Raw genomic sequence first — 16,358 nt, 5'->3', positions numbered from 1 at the left:
CCTTTTTAGCCTCTTTCGTCGACCATAAGTCCTGCAAGTTCCCAAGCTTTTGCGATCATATCCAGCGTCTTCTCCGGTGGCAGCTCTTTTATTGTCTCTCTGGTTGTCTTATCCACGATTTTTATGGTGATACGGTTCGTATCCTCATGAATACCGAAGACTGCCTCTGAGTTGCTGATAAGCTTTTTGTTCATCTCGCTGATCGCGTTCTTGATTCGCTTGTTCTCAGCATCAATCTGTTCTTCTGTTATTTCCTGACGAGTCGGAACGTTACTGTTTTTGTTTTCCTGCTGCTCTGCGGCTGCTACCTGTGCTGCCTGTGCTGCCTGAGCTGTATGCTGAGGAGTATTCAATGAAAAATCAGGTTTCTCCTGATTCTGTCCTGCTCCACCTTCAGGAAAGTTAACTACACGTTCTGCTTTCTGAACTTCAGGAATCTGAGTTTTGCTCAATGCGCCTACATTACTAATTGCATCCATAGCCATCTCTCTCACCTCCTTGTGTTTATCACAGCGGCTATCCTTTTCCGCACTATTATAAGTATCCTCTGCATATTCAGCTCTGAACTAACTAAGAACCGTCATAAAAGGTCATACTTATAGTTTCCTATATCCATTATATCGGATGAAGATGTCAAACCTTTAGCATCTTATAGTAATTTTATAGAATATTAATAGTCTGTTAATATAGAAAAAGGGAGCTGTTACCCCCAACTGTGTAACAACTCCCTCGTACTTTACTTCTTAAGCAGATCAGCCAGTGCAGAAATACCATCGGTATTTGTCGCCGCTTTGTTCTCCTCCTGAATCTGCAGATAAACTTCTTTTCTATAGATAGGCACCTCTTTCGGCGCCGCTATTCCGACCTTTACCTGGTCACCCCTGATATCTAAAATTGTGATCTCTATATCATTATTAATGATAATAGATTCATTCTTTTTTCTGGATAATGCTAACATAGCTCTTCCTTCCTCTCCTTTTTTATACCGAACTCCCAACAGAAGTTTTTGATGTGATATTATTCTGAAGCTGCTTCCTTCTGTTTCTGAAGATAGTCATAAATAGGGTACTTAACAGGATAATCATCATCGTCGATAATGATCTGGCATGCCTTGCAGTTACCCGAATTAATAATGATAGGTCCCTTAAGGTTAACTGTCATCTTGGTAATATCCTGCGGAACAGTTACTGTTACAAGAATCAAAAGATCCTCATCATCCAGAGGCAGGATATCCTTAATGCTATCTTCCTGAACCACCGGATTGAAATCCGGTTTAACATAAAGAGGATCCATAACCGGCATTGCAAATACCGGATCATCAAGTGATTGCAACCATCTGATGTTGTTGGTATCCTTGTCCTTATCATGCATCAGTGCAAACTGAGTCATGTCCGGAAAACCAATTATGCCCTTCGGAAACTCTATGATCTTGCTGTCTTCAATCTCAATTTCTCCGAAAATTCTGGTTTTTAATTTCATTCTGGTGCCCCTCCATATGAAAATATGTAAAATGCTGTTTAAGCATTTCATCGAACTTTCTCTTATTAATGATTGTATAAAAACTAACGATATTTAGCAAGGTAAAATATATTACTCTAGTCTAGTATCTTGATGATATTTAGCAGCCAGAGTAATAACTATATCAGATGTAGTTCATAAGTGTATCTTTTCCTATTTTACCTGTTGCCATAAGCGCTGCCTGATAAGTCAGCTGCGCAGTGGCAAGATTCGTAGCTGTCTCGGCAAGATCCGCATCCTCATTGTCAGATTGTAATGTCTTAAATGTTGTATTCTGGTCCTGAAGTCTGGAGTTGATGAGCTCAAGTCTCTTACTTCTTGTACCATTATCAGTAACTGCTACATTTGCTTTATCCAGAGCAACCTGCATACTTGTAATCTTATGTTCAAACTCTTCCTGAATATTCTGTCTTAAATAGTCATAAGCCTTTTTGCATGCATCTATTTCATTCTGAACTACTCTCTTTTCCTTTTCATCCGTAAGTGTAGCGAGCTTATCCTTTAGTGTATTCATGGTTGTATCTACGTTATTAAGCTTAGCTGCTAACTGATCAAGATCGAAAACATCTCGTTTTACAGTTGTCGTGAAAACTGATGTTGCACTGGTATTTATAGTAATTTTCTGTGAATATCCTACATCATACTGAATTTCATGAGGAGCATTTCCTCCGTTGTAGATAACTTCATCATTGTCCACACATGCGAACAGATTCTGAGGTCTTATATCTCCTGTCTGCCATTCCTTCTTGTCATAAACAACATCTGTAGTATTGGCATTTATGATGAATGGAAGTGCAGCCAGCTTTTCTGTCAAATAATTGTTCAAAAGAACCTCGCCAGTCTTTGCATTTAAGAATACTATGTTGTTGTAGGTCTTAAGATATTCCTCATATGCTTCTTCATAATTTTTTTCATCATTAACGGGATCACCTGTGTCGAAGTCAGCCCTTCTTGGAGCATAGTCGCCATTTAACTGTTTATAAGCTGCATCAATCTCGTCTTCAGTGGATGTTGAATAAAGGATACGTGATGAATCAATCTCTATCGAAGTTTCCTTGTAGGAAGTGTGAATACTACCATTTTCAGTAACTTTGATAACAGTCTTTGTAGGATTATCATATTCATCATAATCCGTTTCCTTTTCCAGGGTAAATGTTCCGTCACCATTGACAGTTGCTATGAAACCATTATGAGTTTCGATGGTGTATTCCTGCCCAACCGGTCCAAGGAGTGGTACTGTAGTCTCGGTGTTCTCTCCATCTGCAAAATCTATGGATGAAACGCTGGTAGTATGTGTGGATACAATTGCACTTTTTATTCCGGTCGGAACATCCAGGTTTCCGTCTCCATCAGAGTCAGTTAAAACTCCGTCCTTACTTACTTCAAACTGGTACAGATCATAGGTTGAAAGATCTGTAACGCTTATTATATATCCTCTTTCAGGATCTGTTGCGCTTGCTCTTTCAGCAGAATATGTGTAGTTGCCAACAGTAACTGAATATACATTTGAAAGCGGAATGTAGGCCTTTTGCTCAATACCTTCCGAATTCACAAAGGTCATATCAAAATATGTAAGTCCTGTATCGGTAATCGATGCAGTTGCTTCTTTGTTCAGATTTTCCCTGAACTTAAGCTCGGAGCGCTTTCCATCCCCTTCACTATAATCAAGGTTGTCATAGGATAGTCTGATTCTTCCGATATCAACCTGCCTTATATCAACTTCCTTTGTTTCATTTATGAAACCGCCTCCGCTGACATTGAGAATATTTCCTGCATCAAGGTAATGCATGTTAAGTGTTCTGAAGGACCTGGATACATCTGCCGCATTGAATTCGTCATTTATATCTGTAAAGTTCTCTGTCGTAGATTTGTCATAGGATAATGCTGTATCTGTGCGGAATCCTGTGAAAACATAACGACCGGCATAGTCCACATTACCTGTGGAGTAATACTCTTTAGAAAGTGCATCAAGCTGAGTAACTATGGTATTCAGATCTGCCATCGTAAGATCCTTGTTTGCACCTCTGTTAGCCTGCATTATCGCATCCGTAAGCACATCCGTTATAGTTGAGAGTGCATCCTCTGTAACATCCATCCAGCTCTTTGCATCCTTCGCATTTTTGTCATAATACTGTTCGAGCTGTGATACAGTTGAACGAAGTCTGAGGGCTCTGATCGCTATAACCGGATCATCAGAAGGTCTTGCTATCTTTTTTCCGGTGGCCATCTGAGTGTTAACCTCATCCTCAACAACCTTATTGTTGTTGATATTATAGAGTGAGTTGTTGTTCATGATTTTGTTGGTAATTCTCATGGTAAATCCTCTCTTTATACTCCGGTCTCAAGTATCAGTCTGTTATAAACCTGAGATAGTGTGTTGATCATCTTGGAGTTAAGTGTGTAGCTGTGCTCAAACTGAACAAGTGCAGATGCTTCTTCGTCTTCATCAACACCCATTACTGAAAGTCTCTGGTTGCCGATTGTTTTCTCAAGGGCTGTGTAGGTCTGTTCAAGTGTCTCAGCATTGCTTGCGTTAAGTGCCACATCTCCAAGTACCTTGTCCAGGAATTCTCCGCTTGTGGCGCCCCTGAATATATCTTCTTTGGTAAGAAATTCATTCAGTAATTCTATATTTCTATATTCTGACTCACCTTCCGTTACATCCATCTTGGTTGCCAGGAGATCTGAGTTTGCCCTGAGTTCTCTTGTTACGATGAAATTACCTGCTGTAATATTGTAATAGCCTTTATTATTGGAAAGTGTTGTCAGCTGCGGATATGAGTACTGCGAGCTGGAATCCATACTATTGGTTCCTGAAAAAATGTATTGTCCTTCAAGTGAATCTGCAGTAAAACCCTTGGACATTATCTCATTTACCCTGCTTGAAAACTTTCTGACCCATTCATTCATCTGCTGCATGTAGTAAGGGATTCCTTGGTATTCAAAGTCTGCTCCCGCTTTGGCTGTCCTCTCTGATGGCGGCGTTGTGGAGGCTGTACTCTCTGCTGTCAATGTAAATGTATAGGTATCTCCTCCGTCATACTGCCATTCTTCATAGGAGTAGATTTTATTTGCAACTTCCAGTTTTCCTGTGGGTGGAAGTGTGCATTTGTTCATGTCCTTCAAAAGCGGATCATCTACTTTTATGGTAACTTTTGTAGTGCCGGTATATTTATTTTTCTCAGAATTCTGGACTACTCCGTTAAAGTAAAAACTGTTATTTCCGTCACGCATATCGATAAGGCCCTGAAGCTCTCCGCCGATCAGCTTGTTATCAAGATTAAATACGTCAAGTCTGCTGGAGTCATCGCCATCTTTAAAATCTGAAGGAGCCCACTTTATATCATATAATCCTACAATGTCACTTTGATTTACATTTTCATCTTCATCTCTTGCTACGCAGATAAGTCGTCTGTAGGAATAGCTGTCAAGGAGCTGCTGCTTTCCTGCAATATTTACGATAAGTCTTGTGGCACCTGTCTCCCTTTCCGGATTGCTTGCATCAACTACTTTTGTTTCTTTAACATCGATATTTACAATCTTGGAAAGCTTATCAAGAAGTCCGTCTCTCTGGTCTCTAAGTTCATTTGCCCTTGAACCCTGCATCTCTATTATGTTTATCTGTTCGTTAAGTGAGCAGATCTGCTGTGCGTAGGAATTGACCTTGTCACAGTCCATTTTGATTTCCTGATTTATGTCATTCTGAAGCTGCTTTAGCGATTCTGACATGTAATTAAAATAGTCCGTTATCTGGGACATTGATGAGACGAAGGTTGCCTTTGACTCCGTTGTTCCTGAGGCCTTCATAACATCCTGAAGGGCTGACTGCATTTTTGAAAACAGGCTTGAGAATCCGGTTGTTCCCTCATCTTTGAAATACTCCTGGGTCAACTGGTTAAAATAATTTCTCTGGGATACGCGCCCAAGAAGTGTTTCATTGGTTCTGTATTTCACGTCATAGAACTCATCTCGCACTCTCTCGATTGAAAGGGTATCAACACCTGCACCCGCGCATCCATAACTTGTAAAAAGTCTCAGCGCATCCGATGCCTGCTGATTTACCTTCTGACGGCTGTAATCTTCAGTATTGGCATTTGCGATATTATTTGCAGTTGTGTTCAGCGCTGCATTTGCTGCCCTGAGTCCTGACGCCGCTATGTTTAATCCAAAAAATGTTGAAGGCATATGTTATTCCTTTCTTTCTAAAGTAAATCCGTTCATGAAATTGCTAATCAAGAACCAAGAGCAGTTACCACATGCTCCAGCATCTCACTTACCACGTTGATGTATCTGCTGGAAGCGTTAAATGCATTTTGGAACTCGATCATGAATTCCAGCTCTTCATCACTGGATACACCAATTATCTGTTCTCTTGCATTTGATACTGCTGTTACTGTCAGTTCCTGATTTGACTGAATACCTTTATATACCTCCCCTGAGTTTGCAACCTGTGAAACCAGCATATTGTAATAACCTACAAAATCTGTTTTGGTAGCAACATTGGGATTTATCAGATACTCTGCCGTGGTAAATGCGCTCTTTAGCTTTTCTACTGCATCCTGATCTTCGCTTCCATCATTTAGCATGAATGTCATCGCAGTAGGCTCATCAAGGTATATCGGATTGATTCCAATATTCGTAATGATGAATCCTTTTTTATTTTCTCCTGCCTTGTGATTTTCATCTATATCATAGTTGAGGCAGTCCTCTTCGTTCAGGACTTTGAAAAGATCGTAATCCGCTGCAAATCCCTGTACTTCTCCGCTGGTAACCGGATTACTTGCTGCTTCTTCGTACACTTTGTTGATCGCTGTGCACATGTTTTTTATCATCTGGTCAAATTCTGCTTCTACATTCATGATGACTGACTGTGCAATATTTCTGTTGTAGTAATTGTTTGTCGGGTCATCTGTTATATCATGATAGTTCGCATGATGATCACCTCTTGCAAGCAATACTGAACGAAGTCTTCCGATATCAGTGTTCATGGCTGAGGATACCTGCTGCTGAAGATCAAATACTTTCGCACCTCGTATATCTGTTACCACCCATTCTTTACGAACTTCATCGTATTCTTTTTTTGCTGCAAATTCCCAATATGGTGTGTTATATCCAACCGGGCTTCCACCTTTATCTGCCGGAAGAATGCTGTCACATGCCATATGATTTACATGGTCTGTCGTTACAAACTGTGTTCCTTCGAACTGTACAAGTACATTTCCGAATACATCTTCGTAGTAACTTATTCTTCCAAGATCACCAAGCTTATCAAGAAGTAGATTTCTTTCATCTCTCAGGTCGTTGGCATGCTCCTGATGCCCTGATTCTATCTGAACTATATTAAGGTTAAGTTCTTTTATTCTGTCACCGATTTTGTTTATCTGCTCTACATAATCAGCAACTTTGAGGTTCATGTTATCCTGATAATTTGTAAAGCCTTCATACACACTATTGGCTCTTACAAGGAACTCATTTGCTCTTGTCACAAGTGTACTCTGGTTAACTGCAGAGGTTGGATTTTTACTCAACTCCTGAACTGCCACCCAAAGGTTTTCCATGGACTCCGCAAATTCAACTCCGTTCATCTCCTGAAGCTGATCCTCAATCTCTTCAAGGGTTGATACAGACACATCATAAAAGGCTTCTCTTCCGGATTCCTGTCGATAACTCTGATCAAGAAACAGACTCCTGACCTGCTTACAATTGTTGTAAGCAACACCGAGTCCGGTCTGCTTCCATGAGATTATTCTGAAATCCTTTTCAGTGGTGATGTATGGGCGAGTGCCCTGTGAAACCTGCTGCCTTGTATAGCCTTCCGTGTCTATATTTGACATATTATGAGCTGTTGTATTAAGAGCATTCTGTGATGTCTGAAGACCTGATGCTCCAATATATAAGCTACCCATTAAAGATCCCATGTATCTACCTCGTCAAGTAATTAGTGCTTTGCTAATTAAACTTATTATTTCTGTTGTTGCCTGCTTTGTTATGCAGGATATTCTTGCTTCTGACAGTTATAAATCTTGCTTCTTAAGTTAAATAGTTGTGCGCTGGAAGTGTTATTCACTGCTTCATTCATATACTTTATCGGCAGATTTGGCTTATATCTTATATTTATGAGAAAAAATGTTGCCTGTTTCTTTGCATTAGTGACTCCTTCTTTTACACAAATTCTTCCTCATTTACCTGATCCTCAGACCTAAATGGCAAAAGAAAAGAGTCATATTTGTTGTTTTTAACAAATTGACTCCTCACACACTTAAATTCCTATGACTTTTTGTGGGCAAAAGCGGAAATCGCCCACAAAAATCCTGCCTTCGGCAGGACACGCCCCTCGCTTCGCGAGGACCTGGTCCAATACGATTCCCGTTTTTCTGAGGAAAAACAGGAATCTATGACTTTTTGTGGGCAAAAGCGGAAATCGCCCACAAAAATCCTGCCTTCGGCAGGACACGCCCCTCGCTTCGCGAGGACCTGGTCCAATACGATTCCCGTTTTTCTGAGGAAAAACAGGAATCTATGACTTTTTGTGGGCAAAAGCGGAAATCGCCCACAAAAATCCTTTACTGCTTCGCATCAAATCTTCCCATAGGTGCAACACCCAGTCTGTCGCCTCTTGATCCTGCATATCTTGTATAATTCGCAGTCTCAGGAGCGCGCCTTGCTGATTGAATTATGTTCATCTCATACTGCACCATTTCAAGTGAGCTCTGAAGAAGAATCTGATTCTGGTCATTGTTTCTCTGGACATTCTGTGAAATAAACTTGAGCTTATCTCTCTGAACAGCAAGACTTCGCTGCTCGTTGGGTCTTGAATCAAGCATTCTTACAAGATCAGTAAGCTTAAGGTCATTCCCTTTCTCACCGATAACATCTGCAATGCTGTCCATTACTGCTTCACGTTCCTTATCAACTGCAGCTATGAGGGAAACAACTGCCTGCTCATCCTCTGTTATCTTAGCAAGCTCTTTTAAGTTTCTCTCCACAATTACAGGAGTCTTCTTTCCGGACAAAACCAGAAGTCTTTCATATAACGCACATTCTCTGTCGAGAACATCAACCAGATTCTGTAATAAACTTGCCATAGTTTTGTCCTCCTTTTTGTCCTAACCGGCATATCCTGTAACAAATTGCTTAGTACAACTCACAGTCTCCCTGATTGCCCATCTGGCAATTCATCACATCGATTTATCCTAAAAAAGGGCATAGATATAGAGCCTGCCTAATTTCCATCGGAGCTTAAACCGTTCGATTAAGCCGGCTCTAATAGTTTCCATATATGTTTTTCATGACAACTTCCTACTCAGAATGATTCACTGAGCTTAGCGAGGAGCTTATCTGCAAAAGCCTCTCCGCTAACGTCATACGTTCCGTTCTTAATCGCACTCTTTATAGGTGCCGTAACGTCCTCCCTGACATCCGGAGCCTCTTTCACAGCCTGCTTAGCAACCTGAATATCCTTACCGATGTTGGAAATATTCAGAGAATCAGAAACTCTAGTGGTATTCTGAGTCTTTGCTGCTTTATTCACTTTACTGGTGCCATAAACCTGTTGAATCTGGCTGTAAGCTTCTATACGCATATCGTTTCCTCCTTCCTTGGAGAATTTCTTTAGTTCTACTACTTTTATCGGAGTATTTTCTATTTACTTTAGAGGTTTTCTGAAAAAATATCAAATAATTTTTATTCTTCCTCTGCTCTCTCCCTCATATAACACTATCTTGTGGATAGTAGTTACGACATACCCGATTTAGTAGTTTCACCTTTGAAAACCCAAGGTATTGTGTCATTTGTTCCCCACCGATAATATTATCGGAGAGCATATAGCAAAACTTAACCCCTGTTTCATAAAAAAAATTTATTTTTTTTTAAGATTTTCTCATGTTAAATTTATGACATCTAAAGCCGATTATTGATCAATGGTTTTCTAAAAGTTGATAGATACTGTTTAACTGATTGCAATGATGCTAATTAACGTTCAACTGATTCCAACACCTTCACATCCTCTGTAACTATCTCAGGTTCTCCGGGAAGAGTTCCCATATGATCGCCATCTTCTATCATAAGCTCAATTTTTTCACCCTTATGATGATATCCAAGATCAATAACCTTCTGGCATGAAGCATTCCCGTATCCGCTGACAAACTCTCCGTCAAGGTAGATGGACAGCGCTCTCTGAATCATGCCTTCACGATTCATATAAAAATACAACTCACCATCAAGTGATGGTGTTACCACATACTTGAAAAGATTCTGCTCCTCTTTTTCAATCTCTGCTTCATAAAATACTTTTGAATCCATTCCGGTAAATCCTTTCAGCAACATCTCCTGTGCTGTAAAAGGATTCCTGGTTTCATCTATTTTTTCCAAGAGCTTTGTTACATTCTCACCTGACGTATACTCTACCGGGAGTACATAAGGATTCTCAGTTATCTTGCCATCATCGCCAATGAGGTACTTTATGCCCAGAATAGCATCGGCACAGGCTGTGTTTTGTGCATCGTAGGTTGTATAAAGACCATTATCATTAAATCCCAACTTGTACATAAAGAGGCGATTCTCAACCTTAAGAAGACTGTTGTAGGTTGTGGTTCCGTTATAGTCATAATGGAGACTGTCGTTGGGAGTGCGGGGAGATAGGAACTCTAATCTGTATGATTCCTTCGACTTAAAAAATCCGTCATCTGATACGGTAATTCTTTCAAGGTTGCTGTCTTCGCTTTCCGCTATGTCCATAACTTTTGAAAGTGCCTGCCTTGTCAGGATACATTTTTCCATATATCCTGATGCTGTCTCAGCATTCATGGAAGAGCTCTTATAAACACGTACAAAATTCATCGATATATCAAGCACAAGAACAGCCACAAATCCGACAAATATTGCTCTTGCTGCTATTTTCAGGGTTTTATTTAATGACTTTCCTTTCAAAGAATCTGTTGTATTTATCCGTGATATCCATCCCATAAAGGCAGCTGAAACAGCAACAAGTCCAGCATTTATTATCCACGCCTTTGTTCCCATAAAACCAGGCTTATTTATGATTGAAACAATAAAAAGGCCAAGTGCAATCCCACAAGCTATGAGCACGTCCTTAAAAACTATTCCCTCCATACGGGTCAGCGTATAATAAACCAAAATCAGACATACAAATGAAAAGATAAAAGAATATCTGTACAAGTATCCATATGCCTCAGTTCCCCCGTGGGCAAGTGTATTTAACGGCTTAATGCAGAAAAACATCATAAGCATGATCAAATAACTTCCACAAAGTAGCTTTGCCCTCTTGTGAATGCTTCGGTTAAAGAAAAATAAGATACACGGAATGATCAACACCGCACCAAAATATATATTTGGCAGACCATTCATTATTTCAAGCGAATCATAACTCATTGTGAAAAGCTTTGATATTACTGAAAAAGGAGACAGATTTCTCCCCACCGCCTCAGATGATGGTAGATACTCTGAAAAAGCCCTTACCATGTCTGCGGAATGATCCTTATTACTTCCCATAAGCGATAAAACAGTCGGCACCAAAAACCACGCATCCAGAATCAGTGCAACTACTGTCGTGGTAATGAATTCAGCAAAGCCACTTATATCAATGTTACGATAAGATCCTGATATATTTTTCCTGTCAGCAACTTCTCTGATACTTAACTTTTCAGAGTTTCCACTATACCCTATCAGGCATTGCAGAACCGCGAAAGCTCCCAGAAACATCAGAACCATAGCTGAAATATAGTAGTTAAGTACTATCATCACCATTACTGAAATGATGTATATTGCTCTTCCCTTTGACTCGCCGCGCATCATCTTAAAAAATCCAGTCAGAACTATCGGCATTAGAATTACAGCATCAAGCCACATGATGTTTGTCATGTTGGCAACTGTCCAGGCACTAAAAGAGAAAACAACCGACAATAAAACGTTAATCCATAATTTGCCACTTCCGGAATTCAGGAAATAATCTTCTGCCAGAATGGCAGAGCTATTACGCTTAGCATTATCTTGGGCATCTATAATATTCTTCCCACCCAAATACTCATGTTTACTCTCAGCCGAATACTCAGGTTTTCTATCCTTGTTTATCTTCATTTCATCCCCGTCAATATATGAAAAAAACAAGGATGTAGTAGCTGCCATTGCAGCCACCTTAAACATGATCAGGAAGGTTACCGCTATCGCATAATATTGGTCCTTAATAAATATGAACATTAGCAAAAATGGACTTGTCAGATAATATGCCCATATACCGAACATATCTGATCCAAGTCCACAGTTTTCAGAATAGAAGAAGCCATCCTCTCCATGCCAGACATTATGATAGTATGAAAAGAAATCCACATACTGCTGCTTCATATCTTCATATAAAAAAGTCTTATCACCAAAAGGTGTAATATGCAGCAGCAAGCACAGAGCAGCAAAAAGCCCTGCAGCAAAAAATGCTGAAAATGCTGCCCATAGTTTCCTGTTATTTTTTATTTTTTCCCCAATTAAACTTACCATATCCCCCGAAGCCTCTCTATACTTCAATCAAACTCTATCAGGCTCGAAAGAACCTTATCAGGTCGACTTACATAGATTGAATTAAGCTCGTAAAACTACACTAAATGCTCTGTTCAAGCATCTCTTGATGCTATACAAGCCTAAATTCTCCCTGAAAAACAAAACTAAAATACTTTACTTATCTTCGCCCCTGACGGCACTCATATCAATCCCTATAAGTACCATTATTACAAAGTATGCTCCCGGCCACCCCTGAAAGTCAAAAATAAATGTCATAGTAAGGAGCGGAAGAAGTAAATAATAAATCCATTCCGGCTTATTATTCCGAGGTGTCTTCTCCTCATAATTCATCTGCAAAACCTTTTTAAATGAATACAATGATTCCCCAAAATACATGATAAATGCAAATATTCCCTGCTCAAGGATCATTGTTGAATATGAGTTATCAATAGCAGGAAGTGATTTATATTTCTCAATAAGCCAGGTCTCAATCTCCAGAATATGATATGCTTTTCCAGCACCAATTCCAAACAGGAACCCGCCTATTCCTCTCTTAAAAATATATCTTACCGCAATACCTATCGTATCCATGCGGAATGTATATGAAGGATCATCACGCCAGTTGATTCCAAAGAATCTGTTGTAGATAACTTCTACCACACCGGTCACATATAATATTACAAACAAAACCGCCAGTACTCCAATAACAGTTGCGATTGTAACAGTTATTGAGGTGGATTTTTTCATGGCTTTCTTTCTCTGCTTTCTTATCCGTTTCAACGGATTTTTATTCCCCGTAGCCCATATGATAAGCATTACAGCAAGCACCAGATATGCTGATCTTGTAAGTGATGAATAAACTCCGGCGATACCAATAAATGCCATAACAAATCTGATACCGGTATCTATTTTCCTTCTCTTTTCATCCAGAGCAACATCCCCTGTCTCCTTTATAAAGGGCCCTGAAAACAGTGCTATACATACAAGGAACAACATAAAAAATCCAGCTAATATAGGATGAACATAAACTGACACCATTCTTCCCGGAAGTTCATAGAAAAATCTGGCAGCATCCACTGAGATACTCTCAAGAGGAAAAATCCAAAGCGCCCACCAGATAGTTCCGAAAATGGAAGTTACCGCCAGCGGAACTGTAGCCACATGTAGAACTTTCCCAAAGCTGTCCTTATATTTTTTTCCATATAAAAAGCCCGTGAATATAAGTATATATAACAGCAATCCTCTGGCTATCGTATGAAAAGCCAGTCTTAATACAAACATCTGATACAGCAGGCACATGCAGGCTGTAAAGCTTAGAAGCTTATGCTCCCAGAGAAATTCTTTCAGATATAGAGTCCTGTTCGTAATCAGATATAAAAGCACAAAAAATGCAGTCGCACCAATAAGCGTATAGTAACTTCTATAGACTTTAAAAAATCTTAAAGTCACCGCAAAGAACATTCCCCATAAAAAATAGTACTTCAGGATGAACTCTGCAATGTTCACAGATATTGACTTTTTTTCTATGCTCTTTTCATTTGCCATATTATTTCTTAACCTTTACTTTTGTTGTCCCGGAAACCTTTTATTACTTATACTTAGCTTCACTATTATGGAAGCCATCACTTCTTAACTTTGACTGTAATCGTCTTGGAAACTTTGTTATATGTGGTAACTGTAATAGTTACAGTTCCTTTTTTCTTTGCAGTGATGAGTCCGTTCTTTGACACTTTAGCTATCTTATTGTTAGAAGATTTATATGTGTAAGTGCTGCACGCCGTGTTAACCCTTGGATTTAGCTGATAAGTTGTGCCTTTTTTCAGTGTGAGTTTCTTTTTTCCAAGCTTAACTTTACTTGGAGCTTTCTTAACCGTAACGTCTATCGCTATATTAACTGCTCCGTTCCCGCGCTGCCATAATGCTGAAACAGTAGCTCTACCCCTTTTCTTGGCAGAAAGCTTTACATTTCCGCCTTTCACGATTGTTTTCTTGGATGAGCTGAATCTAAGAGACTCAGCATTTGCAAGGTCGGATGTCACTTTGGGCAGACTTAATTTCCTAATCTGAACATTTTCCCCTGCGCCCATGGTGTAACTTAGTGAAAAGCTACCGTTACAGGTCGAATCATTATCGATATAAAGCGCATAAGGAATCGAATCAGCAAGTGCATTATCTCTCACATCAGATATTGTTCCACCACTTCTTGCAGCAACTGCAGCGGCCTGTATGTCTGCAAAACTGTTATTTCCAACTGAAGAAGCCTCACTGCTGCTCTGAACAAGGACACCAAATCTTCCGTTTCTCATGGTGTTTCTTGCTACGGTCACACCATTAGCATACAGTACATATATATCTGCGTAAACAAATCCATCATTATAATTTCCCCAGTCACTGTAACCTGTTATTACATTATCTGTAATAGTGAACCCAGAGGGTGCATAGGTTCCTGCAGGATATTCATCACTTGAGCTGCTGCTGTGATAACCGCTTATCATGATTGCAGAAAGCGTATTACTGTCTCTGTCAGCTCCACCTAAAGCGAAAGTATTGCCAGTAATAGAAAGATTTGCATCATATGAAAATGCTGATGGCTTGTCCTCTTCTAATGTTGCCATATGTGTATACCAGGAATATGAAGTAGTATCAATTCCTCTTCCAACATTTGTAAATACATTGTTGTAAATTGAGGAGTCTTTCCACATGGTGCACATGATAGCCGTATTGGAGATGTTTTCAAAGGTACAATCATGAACCTTAACATTAGTCTGATAGAACTTGCCCTGAATTGCAGTGTGACTTCCAAATCCACGATAAACATTTCTGAAAATACATCCGGAAACGTCTACATTTTCGCAGCAATAGTCATCATATGCATTGTCCTGATCATATTTCATTGCATCTTCATTGGCTGCATCAATCTGAAAAGCCTCAAGAGGTTCAACACTAACCTTCTTTGAATTCTGGAAAATACAGTTCGTTACGGACACATTCTTACATGCCGCTATCTCAAGCATATGGCTTGCTGCACTATCCTCAATTGTCACATTATCGATAGTCAGACCTGTAAGATGTGCAAATCTGACAGGTACTGTCTCAGATGAATTGCAGCTAAAGCAGCCATTCTGTATTTTTATATTCTCATAATCATCATATTTGCCTTCACCAACAGGATAATCGCCACTCTTTATTTTTCTTGTTGTAAGCATAAGTCTTCCATCAAGACTTACAATGGTTGAGCCGTTCATATCAAAAGTGGTGTTACTTCCAATTCTCATGGAAACATCACTGATATCATTATTCTTATAATATGTTCCTGTGGGAAGAACTACTTTATAATGCTTTGACTTATCCTCCCTGTATCCATCCCAGGCCTTTTTAAATGCGCCGTTTACATACTGGGTAAACTGAGAGTTCAGCATTTCTGTATCATTTAAGGTATATACTGTCTCTTGGCCTGATGCAGATTCCTGGTAGCTGTATTTTAACAATGTTGCTATAGAGAAAACTGAAAAACTGTCTGTATCACATTCAAGCTCATATTCCTTAAGATATTCAGGCTCCTCAAATGTGCCGGCATTTAGCACCTTTACATCAGACTTATTTATAAGCTCATGAGTCAGGGGATCAATGTTTGACTCCTCCACGTAAACCTCGGTTGATTCTGATGATGTAATGACAATATCTGATTCGTCTTCATTCACCCTTGTGCTTAATTCCTCATTGTCAGCTTCGTGAAGGTGGAACATCTTAAACTCAGCACTTCCGCCGTAATCCTCCATGGCGTAGGATTTTTCCTCAGGAAGCTTAACCTTTATATGTACCTCTCCATCCTGAGGCTGAATCTCCTGTCCGTCTTCACCCAAAAGCTTAATATCAAAGGATGATGTCTCCATTACGCTGGTCTCAGACATCTCCTGAATCTCTTCCCTGGCAAATCTCTCCTCTTCCTCAGATAACTTAAGTATCTCTACAGTGGTGCCTTCCGGAATGATATTTTCCGAAGCAGACAATGAAAACTTATAGCCTTCAACATCAGCTTCATAGGTAAATTCTGCGCTGTTTAAAGGGCCTTCTTCGTGATCATCAGCATTTCCGTCTGAAACAGCAGGGTCATCTGCAATAAGCTCTTCATTATTTTCGGATGCTTCTGCATTTCCATCGGAAACCTCGGATTCAGCAAGTTCCTGCGATGTTTCTGCGTTTCCATCAGACACCTCGGATTCAGCAAGTTCCTGTACTGTTTCAAGGTTTTCCACAGCGCTTACGCTCTGCCCCTGAAATGCACATGAAACTGCAATTGTGCCGACTAATACTTTTGATAAAACTTTTTTCAT

General features: G+C 39.8%; 11 protein-coding genes. All 11 read right to left on the bottom strand.

Annotated elements, in window-relative coordinates; all coding sequences use genetic code 11:
- Positions 1-5: 5 nt before the first annotated feature.
- On the bottom strand, positions 6-485 hold the full coding sequence (locus T501_RS02305; protein WP_050008075.1) for a flagellar protein FlaG: 480 nt from the start codon (positions 483-485) through the stop codon (positions 6-8).
- Positions 486-736: 251 nt separating this feature from the next.
- Positions 737-958 carry a carbon storage regulator CsrA gene (gene csrA / locus T501_RS02300; RefSeq protein WP_026509864.1) on the bottom strand — a complete coding sequence of 74 codons (222 nt, stop codon included), beginning with the start codon at positions 956-958 and terminating at the stop codon, positions 737-739.
- A 59-nt stretch (positions 959-1,017) separates the two neighbouring features.
- Entirely contained in the window at positions 1,018-1,479 is a 462-nt protein-coding gene (fliW, locus tag T501_RS02295) for a flagellar assembly protein FliW (protein ID WP_026509863.1), read from the bottom strand.
- Positions 1,480-1,642: 163 nt separating this feature from the next.
- The gene (locus T501_RS19810) at positions 1,643-3,832 is read right to left on the bottom strand and encodes a flagellin N-terminal helical domain-containing protein (RefSeq protein WP_050008074.1); all 2,190 of its coding nucleotides are present in this window, start codon (positions 3,830-3,832) and stop codon (positions 1,643-1,645) included.
- Positions 3,833-3,846: 14 nt separating this feature from the next.
- Positions 3,847-5,703, bottom strand: a complete 1,857-nt coding sequence (gene flgK, locus T501_RS19805) for a flagellar hook-associated protein FlgK (RefSeq protein ID WP_050008073.1) — start codon at positions 5,701-5,703, stop codon at positions 3,847-3,849.
- Positions 5,704-5,750: 47 nt separating this feature from the next.
- Complete coding sequence (gene flgK / locus T501_RS02280) at positions 5,751-7,436, bottom strand: flagellar hook-associated protein FlgK (RefSeq protein ID WP_044913043.1); 1,686 nt, start codon at positions 7,434-7,436, stop codon at positions 5,751-5,753.
- A 645-nt stretch (positions 7,437-8,081) separates the two neighbouring features.
- Complete coding sequence (locus tag T501_RS02275; protein WP_026509860.1) at positions 8,082-8,603, bottom strand: flagellar protein FlgN; 522 nt, start codon at positions 8,601-8,603, stop codon at positions 8,082-8,084.
- 218 nt (positions 8,604-8,821) lie between these two features.
- Positions 8,822-9,100 (bottom strand): flagellar biosynthesis anti-sigma factor FlgM, encoded by a 279-nt coding sequence (gene flgM, locus T501_RS02270; RefSeq protein WP_026509859.1) that lies wholly within the window; start codon positions 9,098-9,100, stop codon positions 8,822-8,824.
- Between the two features lie 389 nt (positions 9,101-9,489).
- Positions 9,490-12,024, bottom strand: a complete 2,535-nt coding sequence (locus tag T501_RS02265) for a YfhO family protein (protein WP_044913042.1) — start codon at positions 12,022-12,024, stop codon at positions 9,490-9,492.
- 174 nt (positions 12,025-12,198) lie between these two features.
- The gene (locus T501_RS02260; RefSeq protein WP_044913040.1) at positions 12,199-13,569 is read right to left on the bottom strand and encodes an O-antigen ligase family protein; all 1,371 of its coding nucleotides are present in this window, start codon (positions 13,567-13,569) and stop codon (positions 12,199-12,201) included.
- Positions 13,570-13,646: 77 nt separating this feature from the next.
- On the bottom strand, positions 13,647-16,358 hold the full coding sequence (locus T501_RS02255; RefSeq protein ID WP_044913038.1) for an Ig-like domain-containing protein: 2,712 nt from the start codon (positions 16,356-16,358) through the stop codon (positions 13,647-13,649).

The organism is Butyrivibrio sp. WCE2006 (genome assembly GCF_000701985.1).
Taxonomy (GTDB): domain Bacteria; phylum Bacillota; class Clostridia; order Lachnospirales; family Lachnospiraceae; genus Butyrivibrio.
The sequence above is the reverse complement of the archived record's forward strand: the minus strand, read 5'-3'. Positions and strand labels throughout refer to the sequence as shown.